This window comes from Mycobacterium sp. (genome assembly GCF_025933915.1).
In the GTDB taxonomy this organism is placed as follows: domain Bacteria; phylum Actinomycetota; class Actinomycetes; order Mycobacteriales; family Mycobacteriaceae; genus Mycobacterium.
The window spans coordinates 1-24,870 of record NZ_JAICZA010000065.1; the positions used below are offsets into that span (position 1 = coordinate 1).

The 24,870-nt window shown below is 66.1% G+C and carries 24 protein-coding genes, 1 other RNA gene and 1 pseudogene; 13 read left to right on the top strand and 13 right to left on the bottom strand.

Annotated elements, in window-relative coordinates; translation table 11 throughout:
• The coding region (locus tag Q0W90_RS12455; RefSeq protein ID WP_366895072.1) for an alcohol dehydrogenase catalytic domain-containing protein at positions 1-605 on the bottom strand (605 nt) is incomplete at its 3' end.
• 22 nt (positions 606-627) lie between these two features.
• Here Q0W90_RS12455 and Q0W90_RS12460 point away from each other — a divergent pair.
• Positions 628-1,485: an oxidoreductase gene (locus tag Q0W90_RS12460; protein WP_297598021.1), complete on the top strand. Its 858-nt coding sequence runs from the start codon at positions 628-630 to the stop codon at positions 1,483-1,485.
• Here Q0W90_RS12460 and Q0W90_RS12465 read toward each other — a convergent pair.
• The 3 genes from Q0W90_RS12465 to hisN form a co-directional block, all read right to left on the bottom strand.
• Positions 1,478-2,683, bottom strand: coding sequence for an acyl-CoA dehydrogenase family protein (locus tag Q0W90_RS12465; RefSeq protein WP_297699477.1), 1,206 nt, complete (start codon positions 2,681-2,683; stop codon positions 1,478-1,480). The genes Q0W90_RS12460 and Q0W90_RS12465 overlap by 8 nt on opposite strands.
• Positions 2,684-2,726: 43 nt before the next feature.
• The gene (locus Q0W90_RS12470; RefSeq protein WP_297598026.1) at positions 2,727-4,124 is read right to left on the bottom strand and encodes an acyl-CoA dehydrogenase family protein; all 1,398 of its coding nucleotides are present in this window, start codon (positions 4,122-4,124) and stop codon (positions 2,727-2,729) included.
• Positions 4,125-4,204: 80 nt separating this feature from the next.
• A complete protein-coding gene (hisN, locus tag Q0W90_RS12475; RefSeq protein WP_297774729.1) occupies positions 4,205-4,990 on the bottom strand; it encodes a histidinol-phosphatase in 786 nt (261 codons plus the stop codon).
• A 33-nt stretch (positions 4,991-5,023) separates the two neighbouring features.
• Between hisN and Q0W90_RS12480 the strand changes: the two genes are divergently transcribed.
• Positions 5,024-5,371, top strand: coding sequence for a hypothetical protein (locus Q0W90_RS12480; protein ID WP_297699479.1), 348 nt, complete (start codon positions 5,024-5,026; stop codon positions 5,369-5,371).
• A 7-nt stretch (positions 5,372-5,378) separates the two neighbouring features.
• Here Q0W90_RS12480 and Q0W90_RS12485 read toward each other — a convergent pair.
• The 5 genes and pseudogenes from Q0W90_RS12485 to Q0W90_RS12505 form a co-directional block, all read right to left on the bottom strand.
• Positions 5,379-6,471 (bottom strand): annotated as a pseudogene (locus Q0W90_RS12485) (PPE family protein).
• Positions 6,472-6,563: 92 nt separating this feature from the next.
• Positions 6,564-7,730, bottom strand: a complete 1,167-nt coding sequence (locus Q0W90_RS12490) for a PPE family protein (RefSeq protein WP_297598036.1) — start codon at positions 7,728-7,730, stop codon at positions 6,564-6,566.
• 440 nt (positions 7,731-8,170) lie between these two features.
• A complete protein-coding gene (locus tag Q0W90_RS12495) occupies positions 8,171-8,968 on the bottom strand; it encodes a slipin family protein (protein ID WP_297774732.1) in 798 nt (265 codons plus the stop codon).
• Positions 8,965-9,591 carry a hypothetical protein gene (locus Q0W90_RS12500; RefSeq protein ID WP_297598040.1) on the bottom strand — a complete coding sequence of 209 codons (627 nt, stop codon included), beginning with the start codon at positions 9,589-9,591 and terminating at the stop codon, positions 8,965-8,967. The genes Q0W90_RS12495 and Q0W90_RS12500 overlap by 4 nt, the downstream gene beginning before the upstream one ends.
• 2 nt (positions 9,592-9,593) lie before the next feature.
• Positions 9,594-11,924 (bottom strand): cbb3-type cytochrome c oxidase subunit I, encoded by a 2,331-nt coding sequence (locus Q0W90_RS12505; protein WP_297699486.1) that lies wholly within the window; start codon positions 11,922-11,924, stop codon positions 9,594-9,596.
• A gap of 258 nt (positions 11,925-12,182) precedes the next feature.
• Between Q0W90_RS12505 and Q0W90_RS12510 the strand changes: the two genes are divergently transcribed.
• Positions 12,183-12,974, top strand: a complete 792-nt coding sequence (locus Q0W90_RS12510) for a universal stress protein (protein WP_297598051.1) — start codon at positions 12,183-12,185, stop codon at positions 12,972-12,974.
• A 20-nt stretch (positions 12,975-12,994) separates the two neighbouring features.
• Here Q0W90_RS12510 and Q0W90_RS12515 read toward each other — a convergent pair whose 3' ends face one another.
• Together Q0W90_RS12515 and Q0W90_RS12520 are read right to left on the bottom strand one after the other, a co-directional pair.
• Positions 12,995-13,411 (bottom strand): pyridoxamine 5'-phosphate oxidase family protein, encoded by a 417-nt coding sequence (locus tag Q0W90_RS12515; protein ID WP_297598057.1) that lies wholly within the window; start codon positions 13,409-13,411, stop codon positions 12,995-12,997.
• A gap of 74 nt (positions 13,412-13,485) precedes the next feature.
• On the bottom strand, positions 13,486-14,853 hold the full coding sequence (locus tag Q0W90_RS12520; RefSeq protein ID WP_297598059.1) for an FAD-dependent oxidoreductase: 1,368 nt from the start codon (positions 14,851-14,853) through the stop codon (positions 13,486-13,488).
• A gap of 164 nt (positions 14,854-15,017) precedes the next feature.
• On the opposite strand from Q0W90_RS12520, the gene prfB reads away from it, so the two are divergent.
• The 9 genes from prfB to ssrA all read left to right on the top strand — a co-directional run bounded on the left by prfB (position 15,018) and on the right by ssrA (position 21,933).
• Positions 15,018-16,139 carry a peptide chain release factor 2 gene (gene prfB, locus Q0W90_RS12525; protein ID WP_297699490.1) on the top strand — a complete coding sequence of 374 codons (1,122 nt, stop codon included), beginning with the start codon at positions 15,018-15,020 and terminating at the stop codon, positions 16,137-16,139.
• On the top strand, positions 16,129-17,124 hold the full coding sequence (locus Q0W90_RS12530) for a mechanosensitive ion channel family protein (RefSeq protein WP_297774735.1): 996 nt from the start codon (positions 16,129-16,131) through the stop codon (positions 17,122-17,124). Before prfB ends, Q0W90_RS12530 begins: the two co-directional genes overlap by 11 nt.
• A complete protein-coding gene (locus Q0W90_RS12535) occupies positions 17,121-17,606 on the top strand; it encodes a hypothetical protein (protein WP_297601588.1) in 486 nt (161 codons plus the stop codon). Before Q0W90_RS12530 ends, Q0W90_RS12535 begins: the two co-directional genes overlap by 4 nt.
• 43 nt (positions 17,607-17,649) lie before the next feature.
• On the top strand, positions 17,650-18,339 hold the full coding sequence (gene ftsE / locus Q0W90_RS12540) for a cell division ATP-binding protein FtsE (RefSeq protein WP_297601598.1): 690 nt from the start codon (positions 17,650-17,652) through the stop codon (positions 18,337-18,339).
• Complete coding sequence (ftsX, locus tag Q0W90_RS12545; protein WP_297601591.1) at positions 18,340-19,233, top strand: permease-like cell division protein FtsX; 894 nt, start codon at positions 18,340-18,342, stop codon at positions 19,231-19,233.
• A 2-nt stretch (positions 19,234-19,235) separates the two neighbouring features.
• Positions 19,236-19,745 (top strand): SsrA-binding protein SmpB, encoded by a 510-nt coding sequence (smpB, locus tag Q0W90_RS12550; RefSeq protein WP_297601593.1) that lies wholly within the window; start codon positions 19,236-19,238, stop codon positions 19,743-19,745.
• Entirely contained in the window at positions 19,742-20,584 is an 843-nt protein-coding gene (locus Q0W90_RS12555) for an EamA family transporter (RefSeq protein ID WP_297601601.1), read from the top strand. The genes smpB and Q0W90_RS12555 overlap by 4 nt, the downstream gene beginning before the upstream one ends.
• 46 nt (positions 20,585-20,630) lie before the next feature.
• Positions 20,631-21,476 (top strand): maleylpyruvate isomerase family mycothiol-dependent enzyme, encoded by an 846-nt coding sequence (locus tag Q0W90_RS12560; protein WP_297601595.1) that lies wholly within the window; start codon positions 20,631-20,633, stop codon positions 21,474-21,476.
• Between the two features lie 89 nt (positions 21,477-21,565).
• Positions 21,566-21,933: a transfer-messenger RNA gene (gene ssrA / locus Q0W90_RS12565) on the top strand.
• A gap of 79 nt (positions 21,934-22,012) precedes the next feature.
• Here ssrA and Q0W90_RS12570 read toward each other — a convergent pair.
• Complete coding sequence (locus Q0W90_RS12570; RefSeq protein WP_297774738.1) at positions 22,013-22,474, bottom strand: DUF1942 domain-containing protein; 462 nt, start codon at positions 22,472-22,474, stop codon at positions 22,013-22,015.
• A gap of 152 nt (positions 22,475-22,626) precedes the next feature.
• The gene (locus tag Q0W90_RS12575; RefSeq protein ID WP_297774740.1) at positions 22,627-23,067 is read right to left on the bottom strand and encodes a nitroreductase family deazaflavin-dependent oxidoreductase; all 441 of its coding nucleotides are present in this window, start codon (positions 23,065-23,067) and stop codon (positions 22,627-22,629) included.
• 150 nt (positions 23,068-23,217) lie between these two features.
• Between Q0W90_RS12575 and Q0W90_RS12580 the strand changes: the two genes are divergently transcribed.
• The coding region (locus tag Q0W90_RS12580) for a serine/threonine-protein kinase (protein ID WP_297774742.1) at positions 23,218-24,870 on the top strand (1,653 nt) is incomplete at its 3' end.

Below are 24,870 nucleotides of genomic sequence, written 5' to 3' on the forward strand. Positions count from 1 at the left end.
GGCAGCCGGCCGATAACCTCCGCGGCGCCAAGGGCTTTCAGCCGGTCGCCGGCCTCGGCTTTGCCGGTCGAGGCAACCACCCGATACCCGGCGGCCGCCAGCAGGTCCACGCTGACGGAGCCGACACCGCCGGTGGCCCCGGTGACGACGATGGCGCCGGCGTCGGGCGCGATGCCCCAGTCGATCAGTGCCCGCACGCTCATCGCCGCGGTGAAGCCCGCGGTTCCGATCGCCGCGCCCTCGTGCGGACTCAACGCGCCAAGCGCCACCACCTGGTCGGCGGGTAACCGCGCGTATTCGGCGTAGCCGCCGTGGTGGCCGGTGCCGATCGCGTACCCGTGGGCCAGGACCGTGTCGCCGACGGCGAAATCGGGCGAGGCTGACTCCACGACCTCACCGGTCAGGTCGATGCCCGGCACCACCGGATAGTCGCGCACCACGCCGCCGCCCGGCGTCAACGCCAAGGCGTCCTTGTAGTTGACGCTCGAATACAGGACCCGGATCGTCACGTCGCCGGGCGGCAGGTCGTCGGGACGTAGGGTTTGGACCGTTGCGGTGATCCGGTCGCCTTCTTGACGCGCGACGAGCGCGTGAAACGTGTCCATCGCTCGACGCTAACCTCACCGTATGGATCCCTTTCCACTCGGTGGGTTTTCGGTCAACCGCGTCGGCTTCGGCGCCATGCAGTTGCCCGGGCCGAACGCGTTCGGCCCGCCACGCGACCGCGACGAGGCGCTGGCCGTGCTGCGGCGCGCGGTCGAACTCGGTGTCGACCACATCGACACCGCCCAGTTCTATGGACCCGACGTCGCCAACGAGTTGATCCGCGAGGCCCTGCATCCCTATCCGGCAAACCTGGCGCTGGTCAGCAAGGTCGGCGGGCGGCGGGACGAGAACGGCGCCTGGCTGCCGGCCGGCGAGCCGGCCGAGCTGCGCCGCGACATCGAAGCGAACCTGCGCGGCCTCGGCGTCGAGCACCTGGCCGTGATCAACCTGCGGGTGTTCGAAAGCGACGGCCTGGACCACCAGTTCGACGACCAACTTTCGGCCCTGATCGAGGCGCGCGACGCCGGATTGATCGGCGGAATCGGGTTGAGCAACGTCAGCCGCGAGCAGCTGCTGCGTGCGTGCGAACGCACCGAAATCGCCTGTGTGCAAAACGCATTCAACCTGGTCCACCGAGACTCGGCCGCGGTACTCGACGAATGCACGAAGCGGGGGATCGCGTTTGTTCCCTTCTTCCCGCTGGGCGCCGCCTTCATGCGGCCCAACCCGGTGCTCGGCCACCGGGCGGTTCAGGAGATCGCGCAGCGATTAGGTCGCACCCCGGCCCAGGTCGCGCTGGCGTGGACGCTGGGGGTGGCCTCCAACGTGCTGCTCATCCCCGGCACCTCGTCGGTGCGCCATCTCGAGGAAAACGTGGACGTCTCGTCGATCGAGCTGGACGACGACGACCGCGAGCGGCTCAACGCGATCGCTACCTGAGCTCGGCCGACGACAACCCCAGCAGCCGCCGCGCGACCACCAGCTGCTGGATCTGTTGGGTGCCCTCGAAGATGTCCAGGATCTTCGAGTCCCGCGCCCACTTCTCCAGCAGCGACTGTTCGGAATAGCCTGCGGTGCCGGCCAATTCAACGGACTTGAGGGTGACGTCGGTGACCATCCGGCCGGCCTTGGCCTTGCTCATCGACGCTTCTTTGGAGTTGGGGATCTTGTTGTCGGCCTGCCACGCCGCCCGCAACGACAGCAGGTAGGCCGCCTCCCAGTCGGCTTCCATCCGCAAGAACTCCGATGCCGCCGCGCTCTGGGCGTGTGCGGGTTGGTCGTAGGAGATCTCCACGCCGGCCTCGGTGATGATCTTGCGAATTTCCTCCAGCGCGGCGCGACCCACACCCACCGCCATGGCGGCGACGATGGGCCGGGTGTTGTCGAAGGTCTCCATGACCCCGGAAAAGCCCTTGCCCACCTCGATTTCGGGGTTGCCGAGCAGGTTCTCCTTCGGAATGCGCGCGTTGTCGAACCGGATGGCCGCGGTGTCGGAACCCTTGATGCCCAGCTTGTGCTCGAGCCGTTCGACCGTGACCCCGGGGTGCTCGCGCGGCACCACGAACGACTTGATCGCCGCGCGGCCCTGCGACTTGTCCAGCGTCGCCCACACCACGATGTGGGTGGCGCGCGACCCCGCGGTGACGAAGATCTTCTCGCCGTTGATCACGTACTCGTCGCCGTCCAGGGTGGCCGTCGTCGCGACCGCGGCCGAGTCCGACCCGAAGCCGGGTTCGGTGATCGCCATCGCCGCCCATACCTTGCCCAGGCGTTGCAGCTGCTCCTCGTTGGCGACGGCGGAGATGGCGGCGTTGCCCAACCCCTGGTACGGGACCGACAGCATCATCGCGAGGTCGCCCCAGCTGGCTTCCAGGGTCTGCAGCAGTGCGGCCATGTTGGCGCCGTTGTGGTTCTTGTCCCGCTCTTCGTCCTCGCCCCCCAGCGCGTTCGCTCCGGCGAATTCGAACGACCCCGAAGCCCCTTCGAAGAGGCTGAACAGGGTGTCGAGCTCGACGGGGTACGCGTGCTCCTTGAGGTCGTACTTGCGGGCGATCGGCCGCATCAACTCCGCGGCGCCCTGATGCGTCTTGGTCGTGACCGCTTGCATCTTGCGGGGCAGTTCCAGATTGATTGCCATGATTGAACTTTCAGCTCGGGTTAGACAACGACTTAGATGACTGCTAGATGACGACGACACCCTCGGCGACGCCGATGGCCCGCAGGTCGCGGTACCAGCGCTCGACCGGGTGCTCTTTGGTGTAGCCGTGACCGCCGAGCAGCTGAACGCCGTCCAGGCCGATCTGCATGCCCTTGTCGGCGCCGAGCCGCTTGGCCAGCGCCGCTTCGCGGATGAACGGCAGGCCTTGTTCGGCGCGCGCCGCGCCGCGCCACGTGATCAGCCGCAGCCCGTCCAATTCGATCGCGATGTTGGCGCACATGAAGGCCACCGCCTGGCGATGGGCGATGGGCTCGCCGAAGGCCTCGCGTTCCTTCACGTACGGGACGACGTAGTCGAGCACGGCGTGCGATGTGCCGACCGTCAGCGCCGCCCAGCCCAACCGGGACAGCGCGATCGCCTCGGAGTAGTCCTGATCTGAGGCGTCGTCCTCGCCGAGCCGCGCGCCCAGCGGCACCGTCACCCCGGAGAGCTCGACGTGACCCAGGGCAGCCGCGCGGAGCCCCATGCTGGGATCGGCTTTCACGGTAAGGCCTTTCGCCGACGACTCGACGATGAACAAGGCCGGCTTGCCGTCGAGCTGGGCGCCGATGATGAACAGCTCGGCGTCGGCGGCGGCCGGCACCAACGACTTCACCCCGTCGAGGCGGTAGCCACTCGGGGTGCGCACCGCGGTCGTCTTCAGCCGGGTGGGGTCGAAGAGCGGTTGCGGTTCGGCGATGGCCACGCAGGCCTGCGGCACGTTCTCGCCGGCGAACTCCGGCAGGTAGGTGGCCTGCTGGTCGGCGCTGCCCCAATGGGTCAGTGCGGACGCGACCCCGCCCGGCGCCAGCAGCGGCAACGCCAAACCCATGTCGCCGTAGGCAAGCGCCTCGGCGACCAGCACGTTGGTCACGCTGGAGCGGTGCGCCGCGATGCCGTCGAAGTCCTCGGGAATGTTGATCGCCGTGATGCCCAACTCGGCGGCCTTGGCGATCAGGTCGTGCGGGTAGGTGGCCGCCTCGTCGGCGTCGTGCGCCGCGGGCCGCAGCACTTCTTCGGCGAATTCCTCGAGGGTCTCGACGATCATCTTCTGCTCGTCGTCGGGCGTCAGGTCGAAATAGTCCTTGCCGCTGGACTTGAGTCGGGTCGGTCCGGTGCGCAAATTCTGGACCCGCTTGAACTGACGAGAAGTCGTGGCGGCCGTAGAGAAGATCGTCTTCGTGCCGTAGCGCAGGGCGCGGTTGAGCGGGTCGCGCAGCTGGTATTTGTCCAGGAATTCCTGCCCGACGAGCGGGGTGATGAGAGCGATGGCGATGTCGACGCCGGTGCGTTTGTGCGGTTGCAGCCCGACCGCGGACTTACGGCCGCGCCGTTTCGCGCGGGAGCGGGCGGTGGTTTGTGGGGAACCGGAATCGGTCATTGGTCAGCGGCCTCAGGTTGTTGGGCAAGCGGATGTAGCCGATCTTACTCCGGAGTAAGATCGCAGAGAACACTTGTTAACTAATTCACAGTGAGGCTGCCGAGCACCTGCCGCTGCAGCAGGCCGTTGGTGGCCACGGCGCTGCCGTGATGCGGTCCCGCGGTGCCGTCCAGCGCCGTCATCGTCCCGCCCGCTTCGCGCACCAGGATGTCCAACGCGGCCAGATCCCATACCGACACTTCCGGTTCGGCGGCGATGTCGACCGCCCCCTCGGCCACCAGGCAATAGGACAGGAAGTCACCGAACGCCCGCACCCGCCACACCGCATCCGTCAGTGCGATGAAGCGGTCCCGCACGCCGAGCTGCGCCCACCCGGACAGGCTGGAGAAGGACAGGCTGGCCGAATTCAGTTGCGCCACTGAAGAAACCGATATTCGGCGCGCGGGCGCTCCGTTGACCGCGACGAACGCGCCCTGGTCCTGCGCGGCCCACCACCGGCGCTGCAACGCCGGGGCGCTCACGGCGCCGACGACGGGGACGCCGTCGTGCAACAACGCGATCAGACTGGCCCATACCGGCACGCCGCGGACGAAGTTCTTGGTGCCGTCGATCGGGTCGATGATCCACTGGCGCCCGGTGAACGCGGTGTCACCGCCGAACTCTTCGCCGACGATGCTGTCGTTCGGCCGTTCGCGCGCGAGCACCTCCCGCAACTCGGTTTCGACCGCGCGGTCGGCGTCGGTCACCGGCGTCAGGTCCGGTTTGGTGTCGACGCGCAGGTCCAGCGCACCGAATCGGGAGGACGTCAACGAGTCTGCGCGGTCCGCCAGCATCAGCGCCAGCGCCAGATCGTCGGTGCGACTCATGACGCAGTCTTATCACGGCCCTACCATGGCGGGGTGTGGGAATTCGGACTACTGCTCCTGCTGGTCGCCGTGCTCGCGGTATTTCTCGTGCAGCGGTTCGTCCCGCGCGGCCCTCGCGGTGAGCTGCTGAGCGGCACGCTGCTGGTGACCGGCGTCAGCCCGCGACCCGACGTGACCGGGGAGCAATTCGTCACCATCGCCGGAGTGATCAACGGCCCCTCCGTCAACGAACACGCGGTGTATCAGCGCATGGCCGTCGACGTGGATCAATGGCCGACCATCGGCCAACTGTTTCCGGTGCTGTATTCGCCGAAGAATCCGGACAACTGGAGAATCGCTCCGCCGGCGCCGCCCGAGCCGCAGGAGCCACCGGCGGGCTAGGGGCGCATCAACCGGCCGCGGGCGGGCGTGCCATGACGGTGATGCGAACGCCGTAGCGGGGCACCACAAGCGCGGCCCGCGAGACTCTGCCCCCTGGGATCCCGGGAACACCGGCGGTGGCGGGCCCGGTTCGGCCCAGCGCCTCGGTCGCCGGCAGGGTGGAGAGGCCGCCGCCGGGCAACACCGTGACGGGGTCGGCCGCCGGCGGCCCAGCCCGCGGGCACGGACATCGAGCCGATTTTTCCGGCGCGGGCGAGGACCGCGTTGACGTTCCCCAGGCCGGACGCGGCCCCGCTGAGCGCGGGCACCCCGGGGAACGCGGCCGGAAGTGCCGCGAGGTTCGGCAAAATGCCCAAGTTCTTGTCGGCCTGGATGATTCCGGCGTTAAACCCCTCCGTCGTGAAAAGAGATCTGAACGCGACCTGGGTGCCCAGGATGGTGTCAAGGATTCGGAAGTCGAGCGGGATTTCCGTAGCTCCGGGCGTGGCCGACGCGGCCTGCGAGCCAGCGTTCGAGCCGGTGGCGCCGGCGTCGGCTTGAGCGACGGTGGCGTCTTGAGTCGTCACCCCGCCCGGATCGGCGATCTGGCGAGGGGAGGAAAACGGCGAAAGCTGCGCGGCCGCAGTCGAGCTGGCGGAATAGCCGTACATCGCGGAGGCGTCCTGGGCCCAGTATTCGGCGTACTGGGCTTCGGTGGCCGCGATCGCGGCGGTGTTCTGGCCCAAGAAGTTCGTTGCCACCAGCGTTGCCAACTGTGCGCGGTTGGCCGCGACCGCGGGCGGGGGCACGGTCATGGCACGCGCCAGCTCGTAGGCCGCCGCGGCCGACCGGGCCTGCATGGCCGTCCGCTGTGCGCGTTCGGCCGTCGTGTGCAGCCATCCCACATAGGGGGCGGCGCCGGCGGCCATCGCTTGGGACGCGGGCCCCTGCCAGTACAGGCCCGTCAGGGCGGACAGCACCGATTCGTAAACCGCGGCCGTGATGCTCAACTCGGCCGACAGCGAGTCCCAACTTCCCGCGGCGGCCAACAGCGGGCCCGACCCGGGACCCGCGTACATCCGACCAGAGTTCACCTCTGGAGGAAGAAACCCGAAATCCATTGTCTTACAGCGCTATGAGCTGCGTACAGCGAAACTGCTCGCGGCGGATGGTTCGTGCGGTGGCCGACGGCAGCTGGCGGATTAGCGTCACGTCACCCGGCGGCCGGCGGGCGTGGCATGACGGTGAGCCGCACGCCGTAGCGGGGCGGGACACCCGCGCCGGCGGTACGCGAGGCGCCGCCACCCGGCATGCCGGGGTAGCCGGGATAACCGGATGCCATCGGCTCCTCGGTCCCCGGCAGCGTGGTGAAGCCCGCCGGTTCTAACGGCGAGATATGGGTGCTCGTGGGCGCGGCCCAACTCGCGGGCACCGACATCGGCCCGATCGAACCGGCGCGCGAAAGGGTTGCGGTGACATTGCCCAGGCCGCCACCGAGACCCCCGCCGAGACCCGTGGCAGCACCGGAGAGTGCGGGTGCCGCGAGCGCGGGAGTGGCGGCCAAGGGCTTGGCGAGGACGCCCAAATTGTTCTCGGCCCCAATGATTCCGGACACGAACTGTTCCATGTTGTAGGGAGCGCTGAAGCCGAGGCCCGTTCCCTGAATGGCGTCGAGGACCCGGAAGGCGTTGGCGTTGGCGTTGGCCGCATTGGTGGTCGATGCGTCCAAGTAGTAATAGTTGTTCACCGTCGTTCCCGGGTCGGTCAGGGCTGAAAATGTCTGTGTGGCGGCCTTATTGGTAACGGCGTTAGTGTTGGCCGCGGTCACGGCGGCCTTCTGGGCGCTCACCGCGGTCTCGGTGGTGGAATCGTTCGCGGGGGCGAACCGCGGCAACTGGGTCGCGGCCGCCGAGGACACGGAGTAGCCGGACATCGCGGCGGCGTCCTGGGCCCAATAATCGGCGTACTGCGCCTCGGTGTCCGCGATAGCCGCCGTGTTCTGGCCGACGATGTTCGTCGCGACCAGCGACGCCAGCAGGGCGCGGTTTGCGGTGATCACCGGCGGGGGCACCGTCATCGCATACGCCTGCTCGTAGGCGGCCGCGGCCGTACGCGCCTGCATCGCCGTTTGCTTCGTCTGCTCGGCGGTCGCCTGCAGCCATCCCGCGTAACGGGCGGCGGCCAACGCCATCGCCTGCGCTGCGGGCCCGCGCCATTGCAGGTCCAGGCCGGCAAGCGTCGATTCGTAGCCCTCGGCGGTCGAGCTCAGCTCGGCTGACATCGCGTCCCAACTTCCCGCTGCGGTTAGCAGCGAGCCCATGCCGGGACCCGTATACATCCGAGCGGAGTTGATTTCTGGTGGAAGAAAAGCCCAATCCATGGTGATACATCCCCTCAAAGTGCGGTTGCGGACAAACGCCACCGGCGCCGGCACTCGCCGCATCGGCGTTGATCAAAGTTGGTGGGCCGCTCCCATACCGGCTCTGCAAGCCGGCAAAGCTCACCCCCGCGTGGGGGAGGGGACGGCCGTGCGCGATTGGTCCGCGCCTGCCTAGCGGGCAGCGCGGTATTTATCGAGTTGGCGGACCGTGCGCACAGGGCATCGCGAGAGACCTTTGGTTTCGGGCCCTTCAAAGGTCGCAGGTGCGGTCGACGCGTGCGGGGTTTTTCCTATTTCACCGCGCCGACCAGGCAGAATTAAGGCTCTGTTTGTCTATTGTTCACTATTTGTTAACCACCGCACGGATTCGATTCTACGTGTGTCCAATGCCGAAAGCGTTTGAAGCGCTTGATATCTGGGCTGAGGTGGGTGACGGCCCGTCACCCGCGATGGTTGATGTTGTCGACCACGCCCCGCAGCATCTCCGGATTCCGCAGGAACGGCGTGATGATGTCGACCGGCAGCGGGAAGACGACGGTCGAGTTCTGATCCGCCCCCAACTCCAACAGCGTCTGCAGGTAGCGCAATTGCAGCGAGGCCGGGCTCTTCGACAGTGTCTCGGCGGCCTGGCGCAGCTCCTCCGACGCCTGCAGCTCGCCGCGCGCGTTGATGACTTTGGCGCGCCGTTCGCGTTCGGCTTCGGCCTCCCGCGCCATCGCCCGCTGCATCGACTCGGGGATTTCAACGTCTTTGATCTCCACGACGCGCACCTGAACACCCCAGGGTTCGGTCTGCTTCTCGATGATCGTGCGCAGATCGCTGTTGAGGTCCTCGCGGTGTGCCAGCAGCGTGTCCAGGTCCGCCCGGCCCAGCAGCGAACGCAGTGTCGTCTGTGTGATCTGCGAGGTGGCAACCGCGTAGTTCTCCACTGCCAGAATCGCTTTCAGCGGATCTGTCACCTGAAACATCACGACGGCGTTGACGCGGGCCGGCACGTTGTCGCGGGTGATCACCTCCTGCGGCGGAATGGTCAGCGTCACCAGGCGTTGGTCGACGCGAATCATCTTGTCCAGCAGCGGAACCAGAATCCGCAGTCCCGGACCGTACAACGGACGCACATGACCCACCCGGAACACCACTCCACGTTCGTACTCGCGTAGCACCGCCAGCGACCACGTCGCGAGTATCACCAGCACAACGATCGCGGCGGCGATGAGGCCGATCAGCAGGATGGTCACGTCGCGTTGTCCTCCTTGTTTTTCCAACCGCCCCAGCGAGTGGAATACCGGTCGATCGCCGCCGCTACCTGGTCCTCGATCGCGGTGCGGTGGGGCAGGTATTCGGGGGCGTTGGACGGAGTGTTCCACAGGTGACGGAGGAGCGGTGCTCCGAGCAGCGCGACGACCAGCACGGTCGCGGTCAAAACCAGCGCGTCAGCAGCCGAGTGGTTGGTGATCAATGTGGCCAGCGGCAAGACGATCCCCAATGCGGCGACGCAGCAGGCGATCCCGCGGTGGAACCGGCCGGCATCCGAATGCGGCCACGGGTCGATCTCGCGGCTTATCTCGCGGCCGTGCTCGGAAGTGGTGCAGTCGGATTTGACGGGGCAGCTGTTACACACAACCGGCAACGCGCGGTACCGCATGACCCGATGCTTTGGATCGAACGACGTCGGCCACAGCCAATGATCCTGCGGACATATCCAGGCGTCGTGGTCGGGTCGGTAGGTGAATCGGCCTGTGCGCCAGCGCGCCGCGTGCACTGACGCCCGCCGCGCCATGACGTCGAAACTCCATCCGACGGCCAGCAGGACCAGGGAATACCCGGCAATCAGCCACACGGAGGTCGCCGGCGCGGTCACCGTCAATCCTTCGCCGGCACCGCGGCGCCGGCATCCGGCTCGGCCGCGGCCTTGGTGTACAACGGATTTTCGGGCAACTCCTGAACCGTCGTTCCCGACCGGAAGTTGCGCAGCGCGATCCAGGCCATCCAGACGAAGGGCAGCACACCACCGACGATCAGGATGATGTCACCCGGCATCCGGAGCCATTCGAGCACCGCGTTGCCCGGCTTGGTGATGTAGCCCAGCGACCGCGCCTCGAAGTAGCCGTCATTGACCGAGTGGTAGAGCTGGAGCACGCCCAGCGGCAGCAGGGTGGCGAACACCATCCACGCCAGCCCGATGTTCATGCCCCAGAAGGAGATCCGCGCCAGTTTCTCGGGCCACTTGTCAGCTGGGATCACGTAGCGGAAGGCGAACATGGCCAGTCCGACGGCGAGCATGCCGTAAACGCCCATCATCGCCGCATGCGCGTGATTGGCCGTCAACGCGGTCCCGATCTGGTAGTAGGAGACGATGGGCAGGTTGATCAGGAACCCAAAGATGCCTGCCCCCAAGAAGTTCCAGAACCCGACTGCCACCAGGAACAAGACCGCCCAGCGGTGCGGGAACGGGTTGGCGTCGCCGGACTGCTGGCGGGCACCGAGCTGCAGGAACGCCCACGCCTCCACCGTCAGGAAGGTCAACGGGATGACTTCGGCGGCAGAGAAGAACGCGCCCAGCGCCATGTGTTCCACGGGGGTCCCGGAGAAATACAGGTGATGCATGGTGCCGATCACGCCGCCCGCGGAGTACAGGATGACGTCAAGGAAGATGACGCCCAGCGCGATCCGCTCGCGCACCACCCCGAGCAGGACGAACATGTAGGCCACCATCACGGTGGTGAACAGCTCCAAGAAGTCCTCGACCCACAGGTGCACGACCCAGAACCGCCAGAAGTCGGCGACGGTGTAGTGCGTGCCGCTGCCGGCCAGTAGTCCCACGGTGTAAAACACCGGGATTGCCAGCCCGGAGAAGAAGAACAGCCACGGCATGTTCATCTTCGACTCGCCTTTGAGCCTGGCGCGCATACCGCGCCAGATGATGGCGATCCACACGAACATGCCGACGATCAGCAGGATCTGCCACAGCCGCGGCAGATCGAGATACTCCCACTGCTGGGAGAACAGCCCGCCTTGCGGGATCACGCCGTAGATGGACAGCGCCTCGCTGATCATCGAGCCGAACACCACCAGCGCGACCGCCCCCAGCAGCACGTAGGCCAACAAACCTTGGCGTTTGGGTTCCCGGCGTGCGATGAACGGCACCAGGAAGATGCCACCGGCCAGGAACGCGGCCGCGGTCCAGAAGAGCGCCAGCTGCAGATGCCAGGTGCGGGCCAGGTTGTAGGGCAAGATCCGGGCCAGATCGATGCCGAAGAACGTCGACAAATCGGCCCGGTAGTGCTCGGCCGCCGCGCCCAGCAGCGTCTGCGCCAGGAACAGCACCGACACGATCGCGAAGAACCAGATGCACGCCCGTTGCGCGGGCGTCAGGCTCACCTCGCCGGGCTGGCGGAAGGACAGGGTGGAGGACTCGGCACTGTGCCAGCCCACTTTCTGGCTCCAGCGGCCGTAGACCGCGAACATGACGCCGATGCCGCCCAGCAAGGCGATCAGCGACAGCGCCGACCACACGATCACCGATGCGGTGGGGCCGTTGTCGACCCGCGACTCCGCGGGCCAGTTGTTGGTGTAGGTGTACCTGTGGCCGGGGCGCTCGGCCGCCGCGGCCCACGCCGTCCAGGCGAAGAACCCGGTCAGGTCACGGATCTGCGCCTTGTCGGTGATCATGCGGGGCAGCAGCCCGTATTTCGTCGAGTTCTCCCCGAAGTAAGCGGCGTATCGGCTCTGGATGCGGTCGAACGCCGCGGCCTGACGATCGGTGAACACCAACGTCTTCGTGGCCGGGTTGTAGCGGTTGGTGCGGAATTCGGTGACCACCCGATCACGCGGATCGGTGACGCCTTGCGCCCGCAGTTGGTCGGCGACATCCTCCGTTGCCGCGCGCAGATATTCGGCGGTGTAGTCAGGCCCCAGGTAGGCGCCATGGCCGAGCACCGAGCCGTATTCCATCAGTCCGCGCGCCTGGTAAAGCTCCTGACCTCGGGTGATGTCCTCGCCGGTGAACAGCAGCTGACCGGATTCGCTCACGACTTTGTCCGGCATCGGCATCGCCGCCGAATACGTGCGGTAGGCCAGAATGCCCATCACCAGGAAGCCGAAAATCATGACGAGGGCGACGCCCTGGACCCAGCCTTTTCCCACCAGGGGCTGTGACGCTGCCCGTTGGGCGGATGTCGGTTGTGCGGTCATGCGCGAGGTCTCCCGTCTAGGTGGTGGCTGGTGGTGCCCGCTGTCTCGCATGTCAAACAAACCTGGCTTTCGCCCGCACACAGTATTCGGTTGCGGGCGCCGCAATGGCAACAGTCAATTCTCGGTGTTTCGGCGAAAGAAGGGTCCAATGACCCCGATTTCGGGACCAATGCCTCTGGGGGAGACCGGTTTACGGCCAATAAACTGAAAGCAACGGTGCAGCGAGGGCCCGTCTACCGCTCAACGAAGGAAGTCGCGATGAGCAACGCGCATTCAGCTCCGGCAATTGTCGTAGGAATCGATGGATCTCGGGCGGCGACGCATGCGGCGGTGTGGGCCATCGATGAGGCGGCCAGCCGCGATATCCCGTTGCGGCTCGTGTACGTCATCGATCCCCGCGATGCCTGCGGTGTGCGTGCCGGCGACACCCGACTCGCCGTCGCGCATGCCGCGTTGGCCGACGCCCACCGCGCCGTCGACGCCGCCGGCGAACCGGTCAAGGTGGAGACAGACATCCTCTGGGGCAAAACGGTTCTCAGGCTGATCGAGGAATCGAGGTCGGCGGTCATGATCTGTGTCGGACAGATCGGGCTCAACCACGCCTGCCGCGGTGGACCGTCGGTTGCGTCCTCATTGGTCCGCCTGGCGCTGTGTCCGGTCGCGGTGATCCAACAGTCGGCGAGCCACCCGGCGGTGCCGCGGGTCAGCAGCGTTGTCGTCGAAGTGGACAACGGCACGGTGTTGCGGCACGCATTCGAGGAAGCACGACTGCGCCGAGCCACACTTCGGGCAGTGACGAGCTCGAGGAGCACCCGCGACGGCACACTCGGAAACCCAACGGCGCATGCGCAATTGGATCGTAGACTCGCCCGGTGGACACGGTTGTATCCTGACGTGCACGCCGAGCAGGCCGTCGTGGGCGGCGCCGTGGACCGATACCTGCGGGCCCACCCTGAGGCGGACCGGCTGCTGGTCACCGATTCCTACCGTGCCGAGCATCTGTGCGACGCGGGGCACTCCGTGCTCGCGATCCGCTGCGGCAACCTATAACTGGCTCCGGGCCGAACCGGCTATAACTCGGGTTCCGGGCCGAACCGGAAGTGACGACCGGTGACTTCGGTCGGAGTGATCCGCACATAATGCGGCTTGAGCGTCGCGGTCCACGGCAGCAACTGCGCGCGCTCGGCCTGCTGAATGTCCGCGTCGGTTTTCAACAGCCGCGCGCGACCGCGGACGATGACACTCCAGCCCTCGATGAGGTTGTGGTCGTCCACCTCGAAGACAACCGCGTGGTTCGCCACCGCCGAGAACAGTTTGGTGCCCTCGGCGGTCCGGAACAGCACGGTGCGGTCTTGCACGACGAAGTTGACCGGAAAGATCTCGGGCTCACCGGCGAAGTTGGTGACCAGCCGGCCAAGCGCCATACTGCCCAACAGATTCCAGTTCTCGTCCTCGGCCAGCACGCTCACCGGTTCGTCGCTACCCACGACCTCAACGCTACGGAGAATCGACGGCGTTGAGTAGAGCCGTTCGTCCCCGCGATGCGGGGGGGAATCGGTGATCAGCCGTGGCTCACCCGAAGCAACTTGGCCAAGCTCGGCAGTTTGACGCGGGGACGCCCGTGCGGCTCCCCGGCGGCCCGCTCATGGGCGTCGATGAGCTCCCAGTGCTTCGAGGTGACCAGTTTGGGCTGGCGCGACGCCAGCCAATCGGCCAGCCGGTCGGCATGGTCGTCCGGGAAATCGGCCAGGCCGCCACGATCGGCGCGGGCCAGGTCGGCGAGCAGTGTGTCGACGGTGTCCTGGGAGTCCTTCTTATTGGTGCCGATGACGCCGGTCGGTCCGCGCTTGATCCACCCGACCACGTATTCGTTGCGGCTCCCGTCGACCCGGCCGCCGCTGTTGGGGATCGTCGCGGTCTGTTCGTCGAACGGCAGCCCCGGGGTGGGCACGCCGCGATAACCGACCGAGCGCACCACCAACTGAACCGGCAGCTCCTCGCGCTCGCCGGTGTCGTTGGCGGACACCCGCCCGGTGGCGTCGGTGGTCAGCTCGTTGCGGCCGAGCACGATCCTTTCCACCCGGTCGTCGCCTTTGATCTCGATCGGCGAGGTCATGAAGCGCAGCACGATCCGGCGATGTCCCGGGCGCGGGGAGCGTTTCGCGTAATCGCGCAGCACGTTGATGTTCTGTTTGGTCGTCTTGCCGGCCGCGGCCGCATCCTCGTCGCTCACGCCCTCCAGCTGGGCCGGATCGACGATCACGTCGACGTTTTCCAGTTCGCCCAGCTCGCGCAGCTCCAGCGTGGTGAAGGCCGTCTGCAGCGGCCCGCGCCGTCCGATGACCACCACTTCGTCGACGCCGCACGGGCGCAACGACTCCAGGGCGTGGTCGGCGATGTCGGTCTGCCCCAGCATGTCGGGGTCGGTGACCAGGATGCGCGCGACGTCGAGCGCGACGTTGCCATTGCCGACGACCACGGCCCGGGCGCCCGACAGGTCGGGCGTGGCCTCTTCGAACTTCGGATGCGCGTTGTACCAGCCCACGAAATCGACGGCGGCGATGCTGCCCGCCAGCTCCTCGCCGGGGATGTTCAGCGCGCGGTCGGACTGCGCCCCGACCGCATAGATGACGGCGTCGTACCGCTCGGCGAGCTCACTGGTTTGCACGTGTTCCCCGACCGAGATGTTGCCGAAAAACCGGAAGCGCGGGTCTTGGGCCGTCTTCTCGAATTGCTTACTGATCGACTTGATCTTGGGGTGATCGGGCGCGACACCGGAGCGCACCAGCCCCCACGGGGTGGGAAGCATTTCGAGCATGTCAACGGCGACATCGGTGTCCTCCGCCGCGTCGCCCGCCTTCAGCAGGGATGACGCGGCGAAGAACCCCGACGGTCCGGAGCCGACGATGGCAACGTGGTACGGGCGCATTCTCGACCTTCTCTTCGGGCCCGGTTCAACGCACAGAGGGGCTGTCGCACGCAACGCGGGGCGCACATGATCGTGACTCGACTCTAAACGCAGGAGCACTGGTTGTGACCTCCGCACTCGCCGGTGGCGGAGCAGCTCGGCGCCCCCCGGTAACGTTGTCGGCTGTGGAACCCGACCGTCAAGCCGACATCGCCGCCCTCGACTCCACCCTGACCACGGTGGAGCGGGTGCTCGATGTGGACGGTCTGCGCGCCCGTATCGAGAAGCTCGAACACGAGGCGTCCGATCCCCAATTGTGGGACGACCAGGCCCGCGCCCAACGGGTGACCAGTGAGCTTTCTCACACTCAGGGCGAGCTGCGCCGGATCGAGGAGCTGCGGGGGCGCTTGGACGATCTGCCGGTGCTCTACGAGCTGGCGGCCGAGGAAGGTGGAGACGCCGCCAGCAAAATAGACGCGCTGGCCGAGGCGGACGCCGAGCTGAAGGCGCTGCAGGCCGAGATCGAGGCCACCGAAGTGCGCACCCTGCTCTCGGGTGAGTACGACGAGCGGGAGGCGCTGGTCACGATCCGTTCCGGCGCCGGCGGGGTGGACGCCGCCGACTGGGCCGAGATGCTGATGCGGATGTACATCCGGTGGGCCGAGCAGCACAAGTATCCCGTCGAGCTGTTCGACACCTCCTACGCCGAAGAGGCCGGCATCAAGAGCGCGACGTTCGCCGTGCACGCCCCGTTCGCCTACGGCACGCTGTCGGTGGAGCAGGGCACCCATCGGCTGGTGCGAATCAGCCCGTTCGACAACCAAAGCCGGCGTCAGACGTCGTTCGCCGAAGTCGAGGTGCTGCCGGTGGTGGAGACCACCGACCACATCGACATTCCGGAAGGTGATGTGCGCGTTGACGTTTACCGCTCGAGTGGCCCCGGCGGCCAATCCGTGAACACCACCGACTCCGCGGTACGTTTAACCCATATCCCAACGGGTATTGTCGTGACTTGCCAGAACGAAAAATCGCAGTTGCAGAACAAGATCTCGGCGATGCGAGTGCTTCAGGCAAAGTTGTTGGAGCGCAAGCGATCCGAAGAACGCGCTGAGCTAGATGCGTTAAAAGGCGAAGGTGGCAGTTCGTGGGGCAACCAGATGCGCTCCTACGTGCTGCACCCCTATCAGATGGTCAAGGACCTGCGGACCGAGTACGAGGTCGGCAATCCTGCGGCCGTCCTGGATGGAGACATCGACGGATTCCTGGAAGCGGGAATCCGTTGGCGCAACCGAAAAGATGACGAATAACACAAGCATTCTTGCCGCCTCGATGATGTCAGCGACCCACCGCTGGCACGACTTCTGGCGGGGCGAGATCGGTGAGTGGATCATCACCAGGGGTCTTCGGATCGTCATGGTGCTGATCGCCGCGATGCTGGCGGCCCGGTTCGTCAACTGGGTGGCCCAACAGGTGACCCGGCAGCTCAACCTAGGCTTCGCCGAAAGCGACGCGCTGGTGCGCTCGGAGGCGACCAAGCACCGCCAGGCCGTGGCGTCGGTGATCTCCTGGGTGTCCGTCGTCATCATCGGCATCTGGGTCATGCTGCAGATCGCCGACGTGCTGCAGTTCTCGGTGGGGGGACTGATCGCGCCGGCCACCGTGATCGGCGCCGCGCTGGGTTTCGGGGCGCAGCAGCTGGTGAGGGACCTGCTGTCCGGCTTTTTCATCCTGGTGGAAAGACAGTACGGCTTCGGAGATCTGGTCACCCTCACCGTCGTTTCCGCGACGGAAGCCAGCGGCACGGTCGAGAACGTGACCTTACGGGTGACCCGGCTGCGCTCGGCGGATGGCGAAGTGTTGACCATCCCGAATGGGCAGATTGTCAAGGTGGTCAACCTGTCCAAGGATTGGGCACGCGCGGTGGTCGATATTCCTGTGTCGACCAGTGCCGACCTGAACCGGGTCAACGAGGTCCTGCACCAGGAATGCGACCGCGCGATGGAAAATCCGGTGCTGGGGGAATTGCTGTTGGACGCGCCCACCGTGATGGGCGTCGAAAGCATCGCAGTCGACACCGTCACCCTGCGTCTGGTGGCCCGGACCCTGCCCGGCAAGCAGTTCGAGGTCGGCCGGCAGCTGCGTGTCCTGGTCATTCGGGCGCTGGCCCGCGTCGGAATCATGACCGCGGCGGACGCGCGGGTGGAGGTCGTCGAGGACCCGTCCGTCCCGGTCGCCCAGGCCGCCGAACAGCAAACCGACGATGAAGTCCAGGGTGCGGGGCAAAAGCGTTGAAGTTCACCCTGAAAATCCTCGAGAAGCGCGGTGACGACACGGATGCCGAACATCGCTGGCCGAACTACGTCTTCCGCGGGCGGATGCGCACATCGACCTTCGTGCTGATCATCGCCTTCTTCGCGGTGTGGTGGGTCTACGACACCTATCGCCTCGAACCGGCGCCCAAACCCCCGGCCCAGCAGGTGGTTCCGCCGGGGTTCGTGCCCGATCCCAACTACACGTGGGTGCCCCGCAGCCGCGTCCAGCAGCCGCCGGCGACCGTCACCTATACGCCGACCCCGACGAGCACGCCTCCCCAGCCTCCACCGCCGCCACCGGTGACGACGACCACCACAACACCGCCGTTCCAATTGCCGCAGCTGCCGTGCGTGCTCCCGGCGCCGTTCTGCCCGCCCAGCACCACCCCGCCCACACCGACGCCGCAGCAACCGCAGCCGGGCCCCGGTCCGGCGCCGACGTCGCCGCCCCCGGCCAGTTGACTTCGCCTGCCAGCGAAAATCACCGCTACACTGGCGTGCCGTGATGATCACCCTGGACCACGTCAGCAAGAAGTACAAAGCGTCGGCGCGCCCGGCGCTGGAGGACGTCAACGTCAAGATCGACAAGGGTGAATTCGTCTTCCTGATCGGCCCGTCAGGCTCGGGCAAATCGACCTTCATGCGGCTGCTGCTCGGCGCGGAAACCCCGTCGGCCGGAGACGTCCGGGTGTCGAAATTCCACGTCAACAAGCTGCGCGGGCGTCACATTCCGCGGCTGCGGCAGGTCATCGGCTGCGTGTTCCAGGACTTTCGCCTGTTGCAGCAAAAGACGGTCTACGAGAACGTCGCGTTCGCCCTGGAAGTGATCGGCAAACGAACCGAGGCGATCAACCGGGTGGTGCCCGACGTGCTGGAAACCGTCGGCCTGTCCGGCAAAGCCAATCGGCTGCCGGACGAGTTGTCCGGTGGGGAGCAGCAGCGGGTGGCGATCGCCCGCGCGTTCGTCAACCGGCCGCTGGTACTGCTGGCAGACGAGCCGACGGGCAACCTCGACCCAGATACCAGTAAGGACATCATGGATTTGTTGGAGCGGATCAACCGCACGGGGACGACGGTGCTGATGGCAACGCACGACCATCACATCGTCGACTCGATGCGCCAGCGTGTCGTCGAGCTGTCGTTGGGCAGGCTGGTTCGCGACGAGCAGCGCGGCATCTACGGGATGGACCGCTAAGTGCGCTTCGGCTTCCTGCTCAACGAGGTCCTGACCGGACTTCGCCGCAACGTCACGATGACGGCCGCGATGATCCTGACGACCGCCATCTCGATCGGGCTGTTCGGTGGGGGTCTGCTGGTGGTCCGGTTGGCCGACAATTCCCGGGAGATCTATCTCGATCGCGTCGAGACGCAGGTCTTCCTCACCGACGACATCTCCGCCAACGACGCTACGTGCGCGTCCGCGCCGTGTAAGGCGCTGCGCGACAAGGTCGATGCGCGACAAGACGTCAAGTCGGTGCGGTTCGTCAACCGGCAGGACGCCTACAACGACGCCATCAAGAAGTTCCCGGAGTTCAAGGATGTGGCGGGTAAGGACTCGTTTCCCGCGTCGTTCATCGTCAAACTGAACAACCCCGAGCAGCACGCCGAATTCGATACCGCGATGCAGGGCCAGCCCGGGGTGCGCAGCATCCTCAACGAGAAAGATCTCATCGACCGGCTGTTCGCCGTGTTGGACGGCTTGCGGGACGCCGCGTTCGCCGTCGCGCTGGTGCAGGCCGTCGGGGCGATCCTGTTGATTGCCAACATGGTGCAGGTCGCGGCGTACACGCGACGCACCGAGATCGGGATCATGCGGCTCGTGGGTGCCAGCCGGTGGTATACCCAGCTGCCCTTCCTGGTGGAGGCGATGCTGGCCGCATCCATCGGTGTCGCCATCGCCGTCACCGGTCTGATATTGGTGAGAGCATTGTTCCTGGACAACGCGCTGAGCCAGTTCTACCAAGCTCACCTGATCGCCAAGGTCGACTACGCCGACATCCTCTATATCTCGCCGTGGCTGTTTCTGCTCGGCGTGTCGATGGCGGCACTGACGGCATACGCGACCTTGCGCCTCTATATCCGGCGGTAGCTGTGGTCAAGGGTTCCGGCCGGGCCAAAGCGGCGGACGGCAAAGGTGGCAGCAAACAGGTTATTGCCACCAATCGCAAAGCGCGGCACAACTATTCGATCATCGAATCGTTCGAGGCCGGAGTGGCGTTGCAAGGCACCGAGGTCAAGAGCCTGCGCGAGGGTCAAGCGTCGTTAGCTGACGCGTTCGCAACCATCGACGACGGCGAAGTTTGGTTGCGTAACTTGTACATTGCGGAGTATCAGCACGGTAGCTGGACCAATCATGACCCGCGTCGCAACCGAAAGTTGTTGTTACATCGGCAAGAAATTGACAGGCTGATCGGCAAGATTCGAGATGGTAACCTCGCCTTGATGCCGCTGTCTCTGTATTTCTTCGAGGGCAAGGTCAAGGTCGAACTGGCTCTTGCGCGCGGCAAAAGGGCTTTCGACAAACGCCAGGACATGGCGCAGCGCGACGCACAGCGCGAAGTGGTCCGTGCACTGGGGCGTCGAGCAAAGGGCATGACCTGATCGGGGCTGCCTACGCCCAGCTGTCGGCCGTCACGTACGGCGTCAGCGATTTTGTGGGCGGTGTGGCAGCTCGGCGGGTGGCCGCGCTGCGCGTCATGCTCGTCGCCTACCCGATCGAGACGGTGCTACTGGGTGCCATGGCCGTCTTCGTCGGCGGCCCGATCCATACCGGTGCGGTGGTGTGGGGCTGCCTGTACGGCATCGGCATGGCCTTCGGCATGTGGGCGTTCTTTGCGGCGCTGGGTTCCGGACCGATTTCGGTCGTCTCACCGTTGGCGGCCGTCCTGAATGCCGCGGTACCCGTGGCGGTCGGTGTGGCGTTGGGGGAGCGGCCGGGGCACGCGGCCTTGGTCGGCGTCGTCCTGGCCCTGGCGGCGGTGATGCTGGTCAGCCGCGAGGCCCCCGCGGAGGGAACGCCGTACCGGTTCACCCCAAAAGTGGCCTGGCTCACCGTCGTTGCCGGCTCGGCGATGGGTCTGAACCTGGTGTTCCTGCATCAGGCGCCGCACGTCAGCAAGCTCTGGCCCCTGGTCTTCGCCCGGGTGGCGGCCAGCCTGGTGGTGTTCGCCATGGCTGGAACAAGCCAGAACCTGAAGGTGCCCCGCGGGCGACCGTTACATTTGGCGGTGGCGGTGGCCGTGCTGGACATCTTCGCCAACATCACCATGCTGGTGGCCCTGCACACCTGGTTGTTGTCGTTGGCCAGCATTTTGATCTCGCTGTATCCGGCCGCGACGGTCGTGCTGGCGGTGGTGGTGCTGCGCGAGCGGGTGACCCGATTGCAGGGGATCGGCATGGTGCTCGCCATGGGATCCGTGGCGATGATCGCCTCGGCCTGACGCGGCGTTCTGTCGACCGGCGGTCGATCGGTTTACGATCCTGACCATGGCCGATCGCCCCGTCACCAAGCTCGACAAATCCGCCGTCCTGTCCGCTCTCTTCGCCGTCTGGGACGATATCGACGCGCTGTTGGCCGGATTGTCCGAGACGCAATGGCGGGCGGCGAGTCCGCTGCCGGGCTGGGATGTCAAAGCCTTGGTGTCGCACATGATCGGCACCGAGTCCTTCCTTGCCGGCATCGCCGCACCCCAGCCCGATATCGACGTCTCGGCGCTCGAGCACGTGCGCAACGACATCGGAGTGATGAACGAATGCTGGGTCCGCCATCTGGGCGCGCACGCCGATGCCGACGTGCTGGAGAGCTTCAGGGCGATCACGAACGATCGGCGCACGGCTCTGAAGGACCTGTCCGACGAGGAGTGGGACGCGGTGACGGCAACCCCTACGGGCCCGGACACCTACGGCCGGTTCATGCGGATCCGGGTGTTCGACTGCTGGATGCACGAGCAAGACATCCGCGTGGCGCTGGAGCGTCCGCCGTCCGATGACGAGCTCGCCGGGCCCGCCGCGTCGCTTGCCGTCGACGAAATGGCCGCGACGATGGGCTACGTCGTGGGCAGGCTGGCCAAGGCCCCCGAGGGGTCGCGTGTCCAGTTCGAGCTGACCGGCCCGCTGGCCCGCACCATTCGGGTCAGCGTCGACGGTCGCGCCGCGGTGGTCGACGACTTTGCCGGGCAGGAGCCCACCGCGACCATCCGGCTGGACGGGCTGCAGTTCACCAGGCTCGCCGGCGGCCGCCCGATGTGCCCGGCGCGCGCTCAGGACGTCGAACTCGGCGGCGACAAAGGGGTGGCCGCCCAGATCGTCGAGCGCCTCAACTTCGTGATCTGATCGCAGCCCCACCGGGGAAGATAATCCCGTTGCCGCTGGTTGACAGACAGGTACCATTGATATTCCTGCCGAAAGTCGGTGGGGTGCGAGGGGCTGAAAGGTTTCGACTTCGCGCATCGAATCAAGGGAAGCGTGCCGGTGCAGGCAACTGACCACCGTAAGCGTCGTTGCAAACAGATAAGCGCCGATTCACATCAGCGCGACTACGCTCTCGCTGCCTAAGCGACTGCTAGTCCGTCAGACCGGGAACGCCCTCGACCCGGAGCCTGGCGTCAGCTAGAGGGATCCACCGATGAGTCCGGTCGCGGGACTTGTCGGGACACCAACAGCGACTGGGATCGTCATCCTGGCTTGTTCGCGTGACCAGGAGATCCGAGTAGAGGCATAGCGAACTGCGCACGGAGAAGTCTTGAGGGAATGCCGTAGGACCCGGGTTCGATTCCCGGCAGCTCCACACAACAAATACCGGCCAGAGCCACAAGCTCTGGCCGGTATTTTTTCGGGATCACCACGTCGGAATCCGAACGGTGGCGCGGTTAACTCTTCCAGACGACCTTGTCGACGCCGGCGGCATCCCGGTAGACAACGCTGTCCGGGGCCGTGCCCCCTCGAACGTCGAAGTACAGCCGCCCGGTCGCCTGGGCGCCCGGCGCGATCGGCTGGTTAGGAAGGCCGTCCACTTCGTGCCCCTTCATCACGGCGTAGGTGGAGCTGTTGACGGCCCGCGCGTTGAAGTCGGCGATGACCGGGGTCGCGTTACCGCGTACACCTGTGGCCGTGACATCGGAGTACCAGATGCCGTCGTTGTGTCCGCTGGGCTGCAGGTTGTTCACGGTGTAGTCGATGGCTTCTGCGCCGTTTGCGCTGGCAATCTCCGCCGATTGGCCAAACGCAACGGTTTGGGCGTCCGCCGACGCCGGCGACGCCATCAGGATTCCCGCCGTCGCGATGCCGGCGGCGACCGCCGTCGTCTTTACGGCGACCTTCGAGAGCATCATGCCCAACTCCTTCCCTAGGTTGCTGTGGTCAAGAAGCGGTAGCCGCCTGATTGGCCACCGCGTGGGCGTATCCCGCCTCGGGGATTTCAAACCTGCCGGCGACGTCATGGGGTCGACGCTCCTTCGGCCACCTTGGTGCCGGCAGAGCTGTTCTATTTTTTCGGCTGCAAAACCACGATCGGGATGGGTCGCGACGTCCGCTTCTGATACTCGACGTAGCGGTTTTGGTTGTTCTTGTTGACGATCTCCCACAGCCGCGAGTAGTCGGGATCCTCGGGCCGCACCGGTCGGGCGGTGACAGCGAAACGCCTTGGGCCGACGTTGATCTTGACGTCCGGGTTGGCCTTCAGGTTGTGGTACCAGCCGGGGGCTTCGGGCGCCCCGCCCTTGGAGGCGACGACCAGATAGTTAGCGCCGTCGCGGGCGTAGGTCAGCGACGCCGTACGGTGCTTGCCGGTTTTCGCGCCGACGGTATGCAGTAGCAGGCTCGGTATCCACAGTGCGCGGTGACCGATCCAGCCGTTCGTCTTCCGGTACACCGTGTCGTGCACCCGCAGCAGCTGCGGGAGCACCTTCTCCTCCACGAAACTCATAGCTGTCAGTCTCGCTCGGCAGCGTCGGTGTCTCCAGTGCCTGCGGCGAAGTGCCTGCGCAACGATCCTCGCCGGAACCGTTCAGCCGGGAGTTCATGTTCGCTACGCTTGACTGGATTCGTCAGTTGCCTGGGAAGTTGAGGCCACGAAATGGCTGAAAGACCCAAGGTTCGCGCCCGGGCGCCGGGGCCGAGCGACCTCGTCGCGGAGTTGGCTGCTGCTGGATTCGACAACGCGCGCCAGATCGCCCGAGGCGCCGCAGGGGTCGTCTATCGCTGTCGTGAGACTGCGCTAGGGCGAAACGTCGCCATCAAAGTGTTGCCCACGTTTATCGATGAGGAGAGTCGCGAACGATTTCTCCGCGAGGGCTACGCGATGGGCGGGCTCTCGGGGCATCCGAACATCGTCAACATTCTGCGAGTCGGCGTAACCATGGGGGGCCGGCCCTACATCGTGATGTCGTACTGTGCCGCCGGTTCCCTGGGCCTACGGGTGCAACGAGAGGGCCCAATCGCCTGGCCCGAGGCCATGCGTATCGGTGTGAAATTGTGCGGGGCGCTCGAAACCGCCCACCTGACCGGCACTTTGCACCGCGATATCAAGCCCGCGAACGTTCTCGTCAATGATTACGGTGAACCGCAGCTCACTGATTTCGGGACGGCGCACGTTGCCGGGGGCTATGAAACGGCGGCCGGGTTATTCTCTGGCACAGTCGATTTCCTCGCACCCGAGGTGATGACCGGCGATCCGGCGACGGTCGAGACCGATGTCTACTCTCTGGGCGCCACGCTCTACGCGCTCGTTGCCGGCGACGCCGCATACCAGCGCCGCAGCGGCGAAGACCTCCTTGCGCAGTACACGCGGATCAAAAGCACGCCGGTCCCGGACCTGCGTCCCAATGGGATCCCGGACGCGGTGTGTTCGGCGATCGAGGAAGCGATGGCGTTCGACCCGGCGCAGCGGCCGACCTCAGCGGCGGAGTTCGGCCGCGGATTGCAGGAGAGCCTGCGCCGCAACGGCTTAAAGCCCGATTCGATGGCGATCACCGCCGTCGGTGCCGGTTCGGCTCGCGCAGCGCGCCCGCCAGCGGGCATACACGGCGAGAAGACGCACACGCCGGTGCCCAGGCCGCCACGGATCGCCAGACCGGGCGAACGGATTTCAGACGCCGAAAGCGCCACCTCTTTGATCAATCCCCTCGGCGATTCCAGGAATACGACGTCACAGGTCCCGCCGTCGCGGCCTACCGGTCGAGAGCAGACTGGTCGACGGCCTGGCGTCACCCACGGCCAATACGGCGTCGGCACGCCGGGACAAGTTCCGGCCACACCCAACACGTCTGAGCCCACCCAAGCGATCCCCGAACAGACCAGCGTCACCGACGCGATCGCGCCGCCTGGCTCTCCGGACCGACCCCCGGCCACACCGCGCGGACTCGCGACCGGGGCGGTGGCGTGGTTGAAGCCGCCGGGGACGAAGCGAAAGCGCATCACGGCGGCGTTGATCGCCGTGGGGATCGTGGTCGCGGCGCTGGTGCTGGGCAGCGGTGTCTACGTATTACTGACGCGCGGCAACCACCACAATGCCGCCGCAGGCCAGCCCGGCGCCCCGGCGCAGGCCACGTGGCGGCCGATCACGAATGCGCGCATTGCGCGCGACGCGGCGGCAACCACGCAGGCCGACGGCACGATCTGGATCTTCGGCGGAATCGGAAGCGGCCACGCTGTCGTCGCAAATCACGAGGGCTATGACCCCGTTATCGACAGCTGGAAAAGCGGCGACGATCTCCCGGTTCCGGTGCAA

Coding starts and splice junctions, on each gene's coding strand:
- Q0W90_RS12460 (WP_297598021.1), top strand. CDS start 628: ATGGATCCCTTTCCACTCGGTGGGTTTTCGGTCAACCGCGTCGGCTTC.
- Q0W90_RS12465 (WP_297699477.1), bottom strand. CDS start 2,683: ATGGCAATCAATCTGGAACTGCCCCGCAAGATGCAAGCGGTCACGACC.
- Q0W90_RS12470 (WP_297598026.1), bottom strand. CDS start 4,124: ATGACCGATTCCGGTTCCCCACAAACCACCGCCCGCTCCCGCGCGAAA.
- hisN (WP_297774729.1), bottom strand. CDS start 4,990: ATGAGTCGCACCGACGATCTGGCGCTGGCGCTGATGCTGGCGGACCGC.
- Q0W90_RS12490 (WP_297598036.1), bottom strand. CDS start 7,730: ATGGATTGGGCTTTTCTTCCACCAGAAATCAACTCCGCTCGGATGTAT.
- Q0W90_RS12505 (WP_297699486.1), bottom strand. CDS start 11,924: ATGACCGCACAACCGACATCCGCCCAACGGGCAGCGTCACAGCCCCTG.
- Q0W90_RS12510 (WP_297598051.1), top strand. CDS start 12,183: ATGAGCAACGCGCATTCAGCTCCGGCAATTGTCGTAGGAATCGATGGA.
- Q0W90_RS12520 (WP_297598059.1), bottom strand. CDS start 14,853: ATGCGCCCGTACCACGTTGCCATCGTCGGCTCCGGACCGTCGGGGTTC.
- Q0W90_RS12530 (WP_297774735.1), top strand. CDS start 16,129: ATGACGAATAACACAAGCATTCTTGCCGCCTCGATGATGTCAGCGACC.
- ftsE (WP_297601598.1), top strand. CDS start 17,650: ATGATCACCCTGGACCACGTCAGCAAGAAGTACAAAGCGTCGGCGCGC.
- Q0W90_RS12560 (WP_297601595.1), top strand. CDS start 20,631: ATGGCCGATCGCCCCGTCACCAAGCTCGACAAATCCGCCGTCCTGTCC.
- Q0W90_RS12570 (WP_297774738.1), bottom strand. CDS start 22,474: ATGATGCTCTCGAAGGTCGCCGTAAAGACGACGGCGGTCGCCGCCGGC.
- Q0W90_RS12575 (WP_297774740.1), bottom strand. CDS start 23,067: ATGAGTTTCGTGGAGGAGAAGGTGCTCCCGCAGCTGCTGCGGGTGCAC.